Raw genomic sequence first — 14456 nt, forward strand, 5'->3', positions numbered from 1 at the left:
AGTTATATAGTCGATTGTAGAAAATTATACAATTCAAAGTCGTATTCTGAGGGGCATACGATACGTCTAGGAGGGGCTATTTTGAAAAGAAATATGTACACCCGAATAACGATCGTGCTATTTATTATCGGTTTGATGATAGCGGTACAATACAATACCATACAAAAACCAGCTGAGCGAGATACACGAGATATTTGGGCAATAAGAGAGGAATTGGCACAAGAAAAACAAAGACATTCCGCACTACTGGCAGAAATTCGCTCACTTCATGAAGTAGTGGATCGCTATGAGCAATCTGAAAAAGTAAATCAGCAAGCAGCCTTAAATGAAACATTAAATCGTTTAAAGCTACAAGCAGGATTAACAGAAGTTATAGGGCCAGGTGTTGTACTTCGAGTTGAACCTGCACCTGAACTGATAGAAATGGGCTATGAAATTAAAGAGATTTCACCCGATTTGTTAACTCAATTATTGAATACCCTTTTTAAGAACAATGCTACTAATGTCTCAATTGATGGTAACCGTGTAGTACAAACAACAGCCATACGGGATATCAATGGTAAGACGACAGTAAACAGTATACCACTGTCTTCGCCTTCATTTGAGATATTTGTTGGGACAAGCGATTATAAAGCAGCGCAAAAAATGTATAATTCCTTGCAGGCCTCAACATTTATAGACTCATTTTATTTAGACAATTTTAATTTAGTAATTGAAGAACCAATTGAACAGTTACAACTTCCAGCATTTGATCAGCCGTTGACAAATGATTATTTAGCAGAGGTAAAAAAAGGAGATTAATATATGTGGCTACCATTTTTAGGTTTGATATTTGGACTTGCCCTTGGCTTGTTAACAAATATACAAATCCCCTCTATGTATGAAAATTATCTGTCAATAGCTGTTTTAGCAGCTTTAGATACATTATTTGGAGGTATTCGTGCTCAATTACAGCAAGTTTACGATGATAAAGTTTTTGTATCAGGATTCTTTTTTAATATAGTTCTAGCAGCAGGATTAGCTTTTATAGGAGTGAATTTGGGGATAGATTTGTATTTAGCAGCGATTTTCGCTTTTGGAGTACGTTTATTCCAAAATATAGCAATTATTAGGCGTATATTACTAACTCGGTTAGATGAGAAACGTCACAAGCGGAAAAAAACTTCCATAGAATGAGAGAAAAATTGACCAAAATACTCGATTTGCTTAGACATTATGCCAAATTTACAATAGAATGAAAACAAGAGCATTTTTCAAGGAGGTGCAGCGAATTGAATCAGCAAGATTTATACATTTCCCTTGATATTGGGTCCTCCTCTGTCAAGGTATTAATAGGTGAAATGAGTGACGGGCAATTACATGTAATTGGCGTCGGAAATGTAAAGTCGAATGGAGTTCGAAAAGGTGCAATTGTTGATATTGATGCAACAGTACAATCTATTCGAAAAGCAATAGAACAGGCCGAACGAATGACTGGTTATCAAATCCATGAAGTCGTTTTAGGCGTTCCAGCTAACCAGACGATGTTACAGCTAGTTAAAGGTGTTGTCGCTGTAAATAGTGAAAATAGAGAAATTACAGATGATGATTTAGACAGAGTGGTAGAATCTGCACAAGTCATGTCAATACCTCCTGAACGTGAATTAGTTAACATCATTCCAAGACAGTTTATTGTGGACAACCTTGATGAAATTAAAGATCCTCGTGGTATGATTGGCATCCGTCTTGAAATGGATGCAACAATGATAACGACATCCAAAACGCTTTTACACAATGTTCTTCGCTGTGTTGAGCGAGCGGGTTTAAGTATACGAGAAATATATTTGCAGCCATTAGCATCAGGCTACTTTGCATTAACAGAAGATGAAAAAAACCAAGGAACTGCCTTTATTGACTTAGGTGGCGGATCTACAACAATTGCAGTTTTTGAAGAGGGATTATTAACGCATACGGGTGTCATACCAGTTGGTGGTGATCATATAACGAAAGATATTTCAATCGTTTTAAAAACACCAACAGAACAAGCAGAACAAATTAAACACCAGTTTGGACATGCCTTTTATGATGACGCATCAGATGACGAACTCTTTGAAGTGCCTGTCGTGGGTACAGATTCTACTGATCAGTACAGCCAACGATTTATATCGGAGATTATTGGTGCTAGATTAGAAGAATTACTAGAGTTAGTTATAGATGAATTAGCACGTTTAGGTGTTAGAGATTTACCAGGCGGTGTAGTTTTAACTGGTGGTGTTGCAAAGCTTGAGGGGATTGCCCAATTAGCACGTCAAATTCTACAAACGCGTGTTAGAATCTATACACCTGATTATATCGGTGTTAGAGAGCCTTCATTTGCGACGGCAGTTGGACTTATTCGTTACGCCCATTTAGAAGATGATTTTTACGGTAAAAGTACGAATACGCAGCCTGTTGAATATGCAGTTGTAGGGGCTCAACCAGCTATAAGCAAAAAGCAAGAGTATTCTGCACCTTCAGAACCAAAAGAAAGCGTAATTGGGAGAGCAAAAAAATTATTTGATAAGTTTTTTGATTAACTAGAATGCGTAATGAATGATACAGAGTCGAGTTACCGTGGGAGGAAAAAGAGATGTTAGAATTTGATACAAGTGTTGATGAACTTGCAGTAATAAAGGTCATAGGTGTTGGTGGCGGCGGTAACAACGCTGTCAATCGAATGATAGAACATGGTGTACAGGGTGTTGACTTTATCGCAGTTAACACGGACGCACAGGCATTAAATCTATCCAAAGCGGAAGTAAGGCTACAAATTGGGGCTAAATTAACGCGTGGATTAGGTGCAGGTGCAAATCCAGAAGTAGGAAAAAAAGCTGCTGAAGAGAGCAGAGAACAGCTAGAAGAGGTTTTACGAGGCGCCGATATGGTATTCGTGACTGCTGGTATGGGCGGCGGAACGGGTACTGGTGCAGCTCCAGTGATTGCACAAATTGCGCGTGAATTGGGAGCCCTAACAGTAGGTGTTGTCACACGTCCATTTACTTTTGAAGGTCGTAAACGTCAAACCCAAGCAATCGGTGGCATTGGCGGTATGAAAGAAGCAGTAGATACACTGATTGTAATACCAAACGACAAGCTACTACAAATAGTTGATAAATCAACACCAATGTTAGAAGCCTTTAGAGAAGCCGATAATGTATTACGTCAAGGTGTACAAGGTATTTCAGATTTAATTGCTACGCCTGGTCTTATTAACTTAGACTTTGCAGACGTGAAAACGATTATGTCCAACAAAGGTTCAGCTTTAATGGGAATTGGTATTGCAACAGGTGAAAACAGAGCTTCTGAGGCTGCAAAGAAAGCTATTTCAAGTCCATTGCTTGAATCATCCATTGATGGTGCTAAAGGTGTCCTTATGAACATTACAGGTGGTTCAAATCTTAGCTTATTTGAAGTACAAGAAGCAGCAGATATCGTAGCTTCTGCATCAGATGAAGAGGTAAATATGATTTTCGGTTCTGTAATTAATGAAAATCTTAAAGATGAAATCATTGTTACAGTTATTGCGACAGGCTTCACCGAGGAAGCTTTACAACAACAACGACCTACAGCAAAACAGACACTGAATATGAACAGACAATCTGCTCCACAGCAACAAGCACCTATTCGTGAACAACGACAAGAAATGCATGTTCAACATGAGCAGCCACGTCAAAATCAGCAAAATTATGCACAGGATGACATGCTTGAGGTTCCGGCATTTTTACGTAACCGCAAAAATCGTGGTTAATTAACTTCTAAAAAGCTCGTATTTTACATATGTAAAATACGAGCTTTTTATATTGACTGCCATAATGTTCAAATGTGTAAGGAAACCATGTTTTTTGTCAAAACATTTTTAGGAAATGATGCGATTGTTTGACAATATTTGTGGGAGTAACGTGCTAACTTTGTAAGTAGGAGGCGGCTGTTATGTATGGAGAATGGCTGGTGCTCATTAATACGCTTTTTAATCTAGCGATACTCACGTTTACGGCAAGAGTAACAGGAGTCCTTGTAAAAAATTCAAGATTATTAATGAGTTCTATTTGTAGTAGTTTTGTAGCTGTCATTGGCGGTCAAATGCTGTGGACGACAATTCTTAGTTTTATATTGTTAATTGGTATAGCGTTTCACTTTAAGATTCGAAGCTTTCAGAAGCAAGGACCGATTGTGTTAACAGCAACGATCGTTATTGGCGGATTGTTAACAGCACTACAACCTTTTTTAAAAAATCTTTCTGCCACCCATTTCATTATGATTTGCTTTTTGCTTGCAGTTTTAAATCTTATTGCATTTTATAAGCAATGGGGTTTTGTAAAGTTAGAACGCTTAAGTGGTCAATTTGTATTTGATACAACTTTAACAATCTTTGGGGCAAAGATACCACTTTCTGCCTTTGTAGATACTGGAAATCAAGCTATTGAGCCATTATCAGGAAAGCCGGTTCATTTTGTTTCCTATACTGCTTTGAGACCACATTTACCTTCAGCGTTCCGGGAAGCATTAATGGAATGGCAAGAAACAGATCCGTACAATGTATCTATGTTTTCAGAAGATTATCAGCGTTATATACGATTTATTCATGTCAATACAGTACAACAGCAAACCGTTGTCCTTGGTTTTCGCTTTGATGAGTGGCATATAAAGGGGGAGCCTTCGCAAGTGAAAATGAATGAATATATCGTATTAACCAAAAAAGCTAAAAATTTTCCACATAGCACAGCAGCAATTTTACATTTTTCAGCGCTTTCAAATAACTCATAGAGGGGGAGAACTATTGCTTCTTAGGCTACTTGCTAGCTTGAAAAAATTATGGAGTAAGTTTCGGAGTCGTGAAACGTACTATATAGGGGGAAATGATTCATTGCCAGTGCCATTAAGTCGAGAAGAAGAAGTTACAGTCATTGCATCCTTTATGAATGGTGATTTACGAGCTAGAGACACACTAATTGAACGTAATTTACGTCTTGTTGTTTATATTGCTAGACGTTTTGATAATACGGGAACGCCAATCGAAGACTTAATCAGTATTGGCTCCATTGGTTTAATAAAGGCAATTGAGACGTTCAATACGGATAAAAATATTAAGCTTGCAACATACGCATCACGCTGTATTGAAAATGAAATTTTAATGCATTTACGAAAAACAAGTCGTATGAAGGGTGAAGTATCCTTAGATGAGCCACTAAATTCTGATGCAGATGGAAATGAATTATTACTGTCAGATATTTTAGGAACAGAAGAGCACATTATTTTAGATAATGTGGAGAAAAAAATTGAACGTCAGCATATGTTCCACGCTATTAATTTACTAGGTGCGCGTGAACGTTATATTATGGAATGTCGCTTTGGTCTCAATGGAAAAGTTGAAATGACACAAAAAGAAGTTGCAGATCATTTAGGCATATCGCAATCATATATTTCCCGTTTAGAAAAGAAAATTATTCAAGATTTACGTGAAAATTTAAATCAACCAATTTCTTAGAAAGGGAAATTTATCCTACCTAAAATTGGTCGCAGCTTTTGTGCATATTCTTGTTTCTCTCGGACAAACTGATGTCACGGTTTAGTCAGAGAATAACATCCGGAGGAATCGAATATGCGAACAAAAGTAGATCTTTGCGGCTTAGATACATCGACTTTGCCAATTCTAAAGCACGAGGAAATGAAGGAACTCTTCATCCGATTACAAGCTGGAGAAACAGAGATTAGAGAAGAGCTTGTGATGTGCAATTTAAGGTTAGTGCTTAGTATTGTCGGTAGATTTGCCTATAGAGGTGAACAGGCAGATGATTTATTTCAAGTAGGCTGTATTGGCCTCATGAAAGCCATTGATCATTTTGATTTAAAGCATAATGTACGATTTTCGACATATGCTGTACCAATGATTATTGGTGAAATTCGTCGCCATCTGCGTGATCATCATGCATTACGTGTATCTCGCTCTCTAAGAGATATAGCTTATAAGGCAATGCAGGCAAAAGAACAATGGATAACCGATAATTTGCGAGAACCAACGATTGAAGAAATTGCTGAGATGATTGACATGAAAAAGGAAGACGTTTTATTTGCTTTGGATGCCATTCAAGATCCAGTTTCGTTACAGGAACCCATTTATTCAGATGGCGGAGATGCTGTTTATATGATGGACCAATTACGTGATGATGATGTATCAGAGGATCAATGGGTTGCCTATGTGTCGGTAAAGGAAAGCTTGCAAAAGCTAGATGAACGTCAGCAAATGATCGTTGCCAAACGATTTTATTATGGAGAGACCCAAACTGAAATTGCCAAAGAACTTGGGATTTCTCAAGCACAAATTTCACGTCTTGAAAAAAATGCAATTGAAACAATGCAAAAAGATTACAAATAAAAAAATGCGCATCGTATAATTCGGTGCGCATTTTATCTTCATTCAATGAACAAATGATACATAAATATAAAGTAACAGCAAAGTTTGATGGTAGTAGAAATGATTATACGAAAGTAAACAATAGAGGAGGTATGTCATTGCGTTTTTCGATGTTACAACAAAAAGAAGTCATAGAAGCAGGAAATGGACGATTTATAGGCTTTGTAATAGATGCTGAAGTATCAAAAGAAACAGGCTATGTGACAGCATTTTTGATTGCAGAGCCTCGCAAATATCTTGGTTTTTTTAAAGGTGAAGAGTCTGTGAGAAAAGTGTATATGAAGGATGTGCTTGTTGTTGGTAAGGATGTCATTTTAGTCAAAGCCCTTTCTTAAGACATCAGCTCATTTAAATTGTGAAATTGTATGCTGACATAGGTCAGGCTATTCATTGATAAATCAAGCATTGCTTGTTACAATAAAAGAAAATATTGTTGTAAAGTTGGGAAAAACAGTGACAAAAATCTTAACAAATTTAAACAAACTAAATGATTTAATAACAGCAGCAGAAAAAAAAGGGAATCGTGAGGGCGAAAAAGTCCAAATAATTGCCGTGACGAAGGAAGTTTCTGTTGAAAGAACACAAGAAGCAATTGAAGCAGGGCTCACTCATTTAGGAGAAAACAGACCTGAGGGCTTACATCGTAAAATTACTGAGATTCATGCTGATGTTCATTGGCATTACATTGGGTCGCTTCAAACACGTAAAGTAAAACAAGTGATTAACAGCATTGATTATTTACACTCCTTAGATCGTTTGAGTTTAGCAGAAGAAATTGAAAAAAGAGCAGAACAACCTGTTAAATGTTTTGTACAAGTAAATGTTTCTGGTGAAGAATCAAAACATGGTTTAACCATCGAAGAAGTCTTGCCTTTTGTAGAAGCATTAAAAGGTTTTACGAAGATTCAAGTTGTAGGTTTAATGACTATGGCACCAAACACCGAAAACGAAGCAATTATTCGCTCTGTTTTCAAGCAATTAAAACAATGTCAACAGCAAATAGCCGAGCAAGGATTCGCACATGCACCTTGTACCGAGTTATCAATGGGCATGTCTAATGACTTTGAAATTGCGGTAGAGGAAGGGGCTACTTTTGTTCGAGTCGGAACGGCTCTTGTTGGAAATGAAAGAGGGGAACAGGATGAGCATGAAAAATAAGATTAAAAACTTCTTTTACCTTGAAGAAGAATTAGAAGAAGAAATCACGCAAGCTCCTATTCAGCAACAACAACCCATACAACAACAGCAACCGATTCATTCAGTTAAGCCAAAAAAAATGATGAAAGAACGCAAAGCACCTATTCATGAAATCATGCCACAAAGCACAGCAACTCCTAATAACATAGTCAGTTTGCAGGCAGCTATGAGTTCTAAGGGAGCAAAAGTTGTTTTAATAGAGCCGAGAGTTTATGCAGAAGCACAAGATATCGCAGAGCATTTAAAAAATAAACGTGCAACAATTGTCAATTTGCAACGTATCGAAAGAGAACAAGGTAAACGCATTATTGATTTTTTAAGTGGCACAGTCTATGCTCTTGCTGGAGATATTCAACGTATCGGTAAAGATATCTTCCTTTGTACGCCAGATAATGTAGAAGTGACTGGTGAAATTACAAACTTTATTTTAGACGATAATTAATAGCGAGGATTGTAGTTTATATGACTTTTTTTATTATACTTGGTTATGTATCATTAGCATTTAAGATTTATTCATTCATGCTAATTGCATATATCTTAATGTCTTGGGTGCCTGCCGCTCAAAATTCAGCCATTGGTCGCATGCTTGAAAAAGTTTGTGAGCCATATTTAGGGATTTTTAGGAAATTCATTCCTCCTCTTGGTATGATTGATATTTCCCCAATTGTGGCCATCTTTATGCTGAATTTTATAGAAAGAGGGCTTTATATAGTCATTCAGAAATTATATTTTATGTTCGCTTAGAAATAAATCCTCACGTTTTGGTGGGGATTTTTTATTTATTTTAATTTTCTCCGCTACTAAAGCGACTAATAAAAAATATTAAAACAATGACGTCCCAACGTCATTAATTGGGAATACTAAGTTTCCAACTAACAAAGCAAAATGGAACTAGTGAAAGAGGAGACAACAAGATGGAACACTTAATCCAGCATTTTCGAAAAGATGAACAGCCCTTTATTGAACAGGTAATAAGCTGGCAGCGTGAGGTTGAAGATCGTTATGCGCCTAAGCTGACAGATTTTCTTGATCCAAGACAGCGTTTTATTGTGACATCGATTATCGGGCAAGATGATACCCTACAAACTGCATGCACAGGTTTATTTGAAGAGGCAGAGAGGCAGCGTATGCTTATTTTTCCTTCTTATTATGAAGCGATAGAAGAAGACTTTCAGTTAGTGGCATTTACGATTCAATATCCAGTGAAATTTGTCCAATTACGACATCCTGATGTTTTAGGTGCGTTGCTTTCATTAGGCTTAAACCGTGGCAAATTTGGTGATATTCGTGTAAATGATCAGCAGGTGCAATTCGTTGTAGCTCAAGAGGTAGCAGAATATGTTCGGTTACATTTAACAGGTATTGGTAAAGTTAAGGTGCATATTGAGTCTTTAAAAGAAGCGGATTCCCTTATTGTAAATGAGGAAGAATGGTTGGAGGAATCCCATACAGTATCTTCCATGCGCTTAGATGTAATTATTGCAACTGTATTAAATGTATCACGCCAAAAAGCGCAAACTTTAATTACTGGGAAAAAGGTTCGTGTAAATTGGACAGAAAGAGATACAGTTGCTTTTGAATTACAAGAAGGAGATATTTTATCGATACGTGGAAGTGGTCGGGTGAAAATTATTATGACTGAAGGCCGAACTAAAAAAGATAAAATCCGTCTTCAAGTCGGTCGATTGGCCCAAAAAAGCTGAAAGTGAAGTAAATTTCATTAATTTTTACTGCTAAGTTGTCGGAACAATTGTATAATAGGAATTACGAATGTACATGTAAAGGAGAGAAGGATTGTATGCCATTATCACCTATTGATATACATAATAAGGAGTTTACAAAAGCCTTCAGAGGCTATGCTGAAGATGAAGTAAATGAATTTTTAGATCAGATTATTAAAGACTATGAAATTCTGCTTCGTGAAAAAAAAGAGGTTGATAAGCAATTAGAGATGGCTTTAGAACAAGCGAGACATTTCAACTCCTTAGAAGAAACTTTGCAGAAATCTATTGTCGTTGCACAAGAAGCGGCTGATGAAGTGAGAAGAAATTCTCAAAAAGAAGCAAAGCTCATCGTAAAAGAAGCTGAAAAAAATGCTGATCGAATTGTCAATGAAGCGTTGACGAAGGCTCGTAAGGTGACGATTGAAATTGATGAGCTTAAAAAGCAATCTAAGGTATTTCGTAATCGTTTCAAGATGCTCGTAGAAGCACAGTTGGATTTACTTAATGCAGATGACTGGGATCATTTGCTGCAATATGATATTGATTTAACAGAAATTCAAGCATCTGTTGATGAAGCACAGGATTCTGAGGATATTTAACTTTTCTTTTTAATTGTTACAATTGACAAATGAAACTTGACGCGATTGTTTGAATTTCATATACTTTGTAATAGTAATTATTTTGAACAGATATGCATAAAAGCAGAGACGAAGACAGTATTTGTTAGGCGTTGTTAAGCGATTTGGGGACAGTGAGAGCCCAAACATACAACTAGCATTGAACATCACTTCTGAGCTAAATAACTGAAAAAAGTAGGTTATTTCGTGATGCACGACGTTAAACGTGCTTTTAAGAGGTAGTGCAATTTTTTGTACTACAATTAGGGTGGTACCGCGAGTAGAAGCTTCTCGTCCCTTAGTGGGATTGAGGGCTTTTTTTGTTTGTTTCCGAATCGTTTTAGATAATTTTGCCAATAACTGTCTTATGAGAATAATGTCTACCTGTTTGTGTAAAATAAAGGAGGAATTTTAATGGTTGAATACAAAGATACTTTATTAATGCCAAAAACAGATTTCCCAATGCGTGGAAATTTACCGGCGAATGAGCCAAAAATGCAAGAAAAATGGAATGGCATGGATATTAACAAATTACAGATGGAACGTACGGAAGGTCGACCAGAATATGTTCTACATGATGGTCCTCCCTATGCAAATGGTGATATCCATATCGGCCATGCTCTAAATAAAGTATTGAAGGATATGATTACACGTCATCGTTCAATGACTGGCTACCATGTCAATTATATTCCAGGTTGGGATACACATGGTTTACCAATTGAGCAAGCATTGACTAACAAAGGTGTAAAACGTAAAGAAATGTCAGTAGCAGCATTCCGCCAGCTTTGTGAAGAGTATGCTTATGAGCAAATTGACAATCAACGTGCCCAATTCCGCCGTCTAGGCATTCGAGGTGATTGGGAAAATCCATATATTACGTTAAAGCCTGAGTTTGAAGCACGTCAAATTGAAGTATTCGGTAAAATGGCGGAAAAAGGATATATCTATAAAGGGTTAAAACCGGTTTATTGGTCTCCATCTTCTGAATCTGCTTTGGCGGAAGCTGAAATTGAATATAAGGACATCAAATCCCCATCCATTTATGTAAGCTTTGCTATCAAGGATGCGAAGGGCATTGTTCCAGCAGATGCTAAATTTATCATTTGGACAACAACACCATGGACATTACCAGCAAACTTAGGGATTTCTTTGAATCCTGAATTTATCTATGTAGTAGTTGCTGTGGCTACTAAAAAATTCATCATTGCCAAAGAGTTATTAGAGTCAGTAGCAACTACGCTTGGATGGGAAGACTATGAGGTTGTACAAGAAGTAAAAGGTGAGGCATTAGATCGTATTGTAGCACAACATCCATTCTATGATCGTGAATCGCTTATCATGGTAGGTGAACACGTAACTGCTGAAGCGGGTACAGGTTGTGTTCATACAGCACCAGGGCACGGTGAAGACGATTATCATATTGGTAAACAGTATGGTTTAGGTATTCTTAGCCCTCTTGATAATAGTGGCTGTTATACAGATGAAGCACCTGGCTTTGAAGGCGTGTTTTATAATGATGCAAATAAACTTGTTACAGAAAAACTAAAAGAAGTAGGAGCTTTAGAAAAGCTTGATTTCTTTACGCACTCCTATCCACATGACTGGCGTACGAAAAAGCCTGTTATTTACCGTGCGACACCACAATGGTTTGCATCTGTTGAAGCATTCCGTGGGGAGTTATTAGAGGCTGTAAAAGCAACAGCATTTACACCAGCTTGGGGAGAAACTCGTCTTTATAATATGATTCGTGATCGTGGAGACTGGGTAATTTCACGTCAACGTGCGTGGGGTGTGCCGATTCCGATTTTCTATGCTGAAAATGGTGAACCTATTATTACGCCTGAAACAATTAGTCATGTCTCAGCATTATTCCGTGAGAATGGATCAAATATTTGGTTCCAAAAAACAGCAAAAGAGTTATTACCAGAAGGCTTTACACATCCAGGTAGCCCGAACGGCGAATTTACAAAAGAAAATGATATTATGGATGTATGGTTTGATTCCGGTTCATCACACCAAGGTGTACTAGTAGAGCGTGGTATGAAATATCCAGCTGATCTCTATTTAGAGGGCTCTGACCAACATCGTGGTTGGTTTAATTCATCTCTTATTACATCTGTAGCTATTAACGGCTATGCACCATACAAAGGACTTTTAACACATGGTTTTGTTCTTGATGGTGAAGGACGTAAAATGAGTAAATCTTTAGGGAATGTGATTATTCCACAAAAAGTAATGGATCAGTATGGAGCAGACATACTTCGTTTATGGGTTGCTTCTGTTGACTATACAGCAGATGTGCGCATCTCTATGGATATGTTAAAGCAAGTATCTGAAGTGTATCGTAAAATTCGTAATACTTTCCGTTTCTTACACGGCAATATTGCTGATTTCGATCCTAAGAAAGATCGTGTAAGTTATGCTGAGCTTCGTGAAATGGATCAATATGTGTTTATGCGCTTACAGGATGTCTTAAAAACTGTGCGTGCTGCCTATGATCGCTATGATTTTGCTGCTGTCTATCATGTAGTCAATAATTTTGTTGCTGTAGAGTTATCTTCATTCTATCTTGATATTGCCAAAGATGTAGTCTATATCGAGGGTCATGACAATAAGGATCGTCGTGCGATGCAAACAGTTATTTATGATACATTGATGACATTGGTAAAAATCATGACACCAATTATCCCACATACAACGGATGAAATGTGGTCTTATCTACATGCTCAAGGTATTGTAGAAGAAGTTTCTGTGCAATTAACAGATTTCCCAGAGGTAGATGATCAAGCGAATTTTGACAGCCTACGTACAAAATGGGAAAAAATTATTGATGTACGCGATGATATTTTAAAAGCATTAGAGGAATCACGTAATGCGAAAACAATTGGTAAATCACTTGAAGCAAAAGTCACTGTCTATGCGAAAGAAGATGTTGTCGTATTATTGAAAGATGCCAACATTGATTTTGCACAACTTTCCATCGTTTCAGCTTTTGAGGTAGCTACCATCGAAGAGGCACCTGCTGAAGCTTTAACACTTGAGCATGTTTCCATTGTTGTTGAGAAAGCTACAGGTGAGAAATGTGAGCGTTGCTGGTCAATTTCTGAAACAGTTGGTTCAAATGAAGCACAACCTACAGTATGTGCTCGCTGTGCAGAGGTTGTAGAAAAGTATTACGTTTAATCTATAAATAACAAGAATCTGCATTTTAATGTAGAGGATGTGCAAGTCTCCTTGATGGAGGCTTGCTTTTTTCATGGAAGTGTTGCAGATTCTTTTCTATTATTTAAATAAAATTTCTGTCGTATTGCGATAGTCTGTTGGAGAGATACCTACATATTTTTTAAATGTTAAACTATAGTAATTTGGTGTATTGAAGCCACAGATGGAGGAGATTTTTTCTATGGTGTAGTCGTACTTACGTAAAAAAGGTAAGGTTTTGATAATGCGTGTATAAGCAACATAGTCAACAAAATTGCGACCTGTTTCTTTTTTAAATAGTCTACTAAAATGAGTTGGGCTAAAGTTAATATATTTTGCAACATCACGAATGGTCAGTTGTTCGTCGTAATGTTCTTCAATATACTGAATAGCTTTTTGAAGCTGCTCATGCTTTGTTAAATCTTCGTAATATCTGATGTGTATATTATGGATAGGTGGTTTTCTACGGGCTTTTCTAGCCTGGCTATAGGATTCCTTCACTTGCATAGCATCCTGAAATACACCCCCAACCCCCATAAAAAGATGAATAGAACAATCCCTTTTTAGGGTTTCGATAACCTCTAATAAACAGGCTTCACCCTCGGTCCAATGTTTGAAAGAGTTGTACTCACTAGGAATTCGCATAAGAAGTAATAAATAGCGTTCAAAATGTAAAAAGGATAATGAGGCTTTCTCAGCAAAGTGCTGACGAAAAACAGTTGTAATACTACTACTTGCATCCTGTGGGACAGCTTTCTTATTAGCCCCATCAATATAGCCTTGAATTAAAAATACAATATTAGGTATACAGCTTGTAGATAAAAATGAAGCAGATTGTATTATTTCTTGTTCATTGTCAATTTCTCCACGGATCAGGCGTTTTAAAAATGCTTCCCTAAATGGAGAGGTATGTTGTTGGGATACTTGTTGTGATAGCTCAAGCATTGTAAGTGTACTCGCCTTTTTTTCCTGATAGGACGTATACAGCTTTTTTACGATTCGTAAAAATTTTGATTTTTGTAATGGTTTTATGAGAAGTGCAGGTAAAGCTAATTCAATTGCTATACCAGTCGAGTAGGTAAGGTGTTCTGTAACAAATGGGACAATAATACTATTAGGATAATTTCTTTTTAATCGATTAATCTTTACCCAATCAAATAACCGATTGACTTCATAGACAATAATGACCTCATCTTCTGGCTTTGGCACTTTACATTCCTCTAAAGCGTTTGGTAAAACCCCTTTTAACCATTCACTCATTTGCTGCTTGTCAAATGAGCTTTCCAT

The 14456-nt window shown here is 37.1% G+C and carries 15 protein-coding genes and 1 other annotated feature; of the genes, 14 read left to right on the forward strand and 1 reads right to left on the reverse strand.

Annotation, left to right across the window (positions count from 1 at the left end; translation table 11 throughout):
* Nucleotides 1–81 precede the first annotated feature (81 nt).
* The 14 genes from HCH28_RS03350 (at nt 82) to ileS (ending at nt 13151) form a co-directional block, all read left to right on the forward strand.
* Nucleotides 82–801, forward strand: a complete 720-nt coding sequence (locus HCH28_RS03350; protein ID WP_004224851.1) for a DUF881 domain-containing protein — start codon at nt 82–84, stop codon at nt 799–801.
* Between the two features lie 3 nt (nt 802–804).
* Nucleotides 805–1176 (forward strand): small basic family protein, encoded by a 372-nt coding sequence (locus HCH28_RS03355; RefSeq protein ID WP_004224852.1) that lies wholly within the window; start codon nt 805–807, stop codon nt 1174–1176.
* 95 nt (nt 1177–1271) lie between these two features.
* Nucleotides 1272–2555, forward strand: a complete 1284-nt coding sequence (gene ftsA / locus HCH28_RS03360; protein WP_221679748.1) for a cell division protein FtsA — start codon at nt 1272–1274, stop codon at nt 2553–2555.
* A 53-nt stretch (nt 2556–2608) separates the two neighbouring features.
* Nucleotides 2609–3766 carry a cell division protein FtsZ gene (ftsZ, locus tag HCH28_RS03365; RefSeq protein ID WP_221679749.1) on the forward strand — a complete coding sequence of 386 codons (1158 nt, stop codon included), beginning with the start codon at nt 2609–2611 and terminating at the stop codon, nt 3764–3766.
* Nucleotides 3767–3948: 182 nt separating this feature from the next.
* On the forward strand, nt 3949–4782 hold the full coding sequence (locus HCH28_RS03370; RefSeq protein ID WP_221679751.1) for a sigma-E processing peptidase SpoIIGA: 834 nt from the start codon (nt 3949–3951) through the stop codon (nt 4780–4782).
* Nucleotides 4783–4795: 13 nt separating this feature from the next.
* The gene (gene sigE / locus HCH28_RS03375; protein WP_009373518.1) at nt 4796–5503 is read left to right on the forward strand and encodes an RNA polymerase sporulation sigma factor SigE; all 708 of its coding nucleotides are present in this window, start codon (nt 4796–4798) and stop codon (nt 5501–5503) included.
* Nucleotides 5504–5617: 114 nt separating this feature from the next.
* The gene (gene sigG, locus HCH28_RS03380) at nt 5618–6391 is read left to right on the forward strand and encodes an RNA polymerase sporulation sigma factor SigG (protein WP_004227313.1); all 774 of its coding nucleotides are present in this window, start codon (nt 5618–5620) and stop codon (nt 6389–6391) included.
* Nucleotides 6392–6522: 131 nt separating this feature from the next.
* Nucleotides 6523–6765, forward strand: coding sequence for a PRC-barrel domain-containing protein (locus HCH28_RS03385; RefSeq protein ID WP_225340754.1), 243 nt, complete (start codon nt 6523–6525; stop codon nt 6763–6765).
* Nucleotides 6766–6883: 118 nt separating this feature from the next.
* Nucleotides 6884–7588 (forward strand): YggS family pyridoxal phosphate-dependent enzyme, encoded by a 705-nt coding sequence (locus tag HCH28_RS03390; RefSeq protein ID WP_306829647.1) that lies wholly within the window; start codon nt 6884–6886, stop codon nt 7586–7588.
* On the forward strand, nt 7572–8069 hold the full coding sequence (locus HCH28_RS03395) for a cell division protein SepF (RefSeq protein WP_004227319.1): 498 nt from the start codon (nt 7572–7574) through the stop codon (nt 8067–8069). The genes HCH28_RS03390 and HCH28_RS03395 overlap by 17 nt, the downstream gene beginning before the upstream one ends.
* Nucleotides 8070–8089: 20 nt before the next feature.
* Entirely contained in the window at nt 8090–8371 is a 282-nt protein-coding gene (locus tag HCH28_RS03400) for a YggT family protein (RefSeq protein WP_221679756.1), read from the forward strand.
* A gap of 170 nt (nt 8372–8541) precedes the next feature.
* Complete coding sequence (locus HCH28_RS03405; protein WP_221679758.1) at nt 8542–9330, forward strand: YlmH family RNA-binding protein; 789 nt, start codon at nt 8542–8544, stop codon at nt 9328–9330.
* A 95-nt stretch (nt 9331–9425) separates the two neighbouring features.
* Complete coding sequence (locus tag HCH28_RS03410; protein WP_221679760.1) at nt 9426–9950, forward strand: DivIVA domain-containing protein; 525 nt, start codon at nt 9426–9428, stop codon at nt 9948–9950.
* Between the two features lie 96 nt (nt 9951–10046).
* Nucleotides 10047–10270: a binding site (T-box leader), on the forward strand.
* Between the two features lie 112 nt (nt 10271–10382).
* Complete coding sequence (gene ileS, locus HCH28_RS03415; protein WP_221679761.1) at nt 10383–13151, forward strand: isoleucine--tRNA ligase; 2769 nt, start codon at nt 10383–10385, stop codon at nt 13149–13151.
* 99 nt (nt 13152–13250) lie between these two features.
* On the opposite strand, the gene HCH28_RS03420 is transcribed toward ileS, so the two are convergent.
* Nucleotides 13251–14456, reverse strand: coding sequence for an AraC family transcriptional regulator (locus HCH28_RS03420; protein ID WP_221679763.1), 1206 nt, complete (start codon nt 14454–14456; stop codon nt 13251–13253).

It is taken from the genome of Lysinibacillus sp. K60 (genome assembly GCF_019731275.1).
In the GTDB taxonomy this organism is placed as follows: Bacteria; Bacillota; Bacilli; order Bacillales_A; family Planococcaceae; genus Lysinibacillus; species Lysinibacillus capsici.

Excerpts from the sequence above, each read along its gene's own strand:
- HCH28_RS03355 (WP_004224852.1), top strand. The coding sequence starts at position 805 with ATGTGGCTACCATTTTTAGGTTTGATATTTGGACTTGCCCTTGGCTTG.
- ftsZ (WP_221679749.1), top strand. The coding sequence starts at position 2,609 with ATGTTAGAATTTGATACAAGTGTTGATGAACTTGCAGTAATAAAGGTC.
- HCH28_RS03370 (WP_221679751.1), top strand. The coding sequence starts at position 3,949 with ATGTATGGAGAATGGCTGGTGCTCATTAATACGCTTTTTAATCTAGCG.
- sigG (WP_004227313.1), top strand. The coding sequence starts at position 5,618 with ATGCGAACAAAAGTAGATCTTTGCGGCTTAGATACATCGACTTTGCCA.
- HCH28_RS03385 (WP_225340754.1), top strand. The coding sequence starts at position 6,523 with ATGTCATTGCGTTTTTCGATGTTACAACAAAAAGAAGTCATAGAAGCA.
- HCH28_RS03395 (WP_004227319.1), top strand. The coding sequence starts at position 7,572 with ATGAGCATGAAAAATAAGATTAAAAACTTCTTTTACCTTGAAGAAGAA.
- HCH28_RS03400 (WP_221679756.1), top strand. The coding sequence starts at position 8,090 with ATGACTTTTTTTATTATACTTGGTTATGTATCATTAGCATTTAAGATT.
- HCH28_RS03405 (WP_221679758.1), top strand. The coding sequence starts at position 8,542 with ATGGAACACTTAATCCAGCATTTTCGAAAAGATGAACAGCCCTTTATT.
- HCH28_RS03410 (WP_221679760.1), top strand. The coding sequence starts at position 9,426 with ATGCCATTATCACCTATTGATATACATAATAAGGAGTTTACAAAAGCC.
- ileS (WP_221679761.1), top strand. The coding sequence starts at position 10,383 with ATGGTTGAATACAAAGATACTTTATTAATGCCAAAAACAGATTTCCCA.
- HCH28_RS03420 (WP_221679763.1), bottom strand. The coding sequence starts at position 14,456 with ATGGAAAGCTCATTTGACAAGCAGCAAATGAGTGAATGGTTAAAAGGG.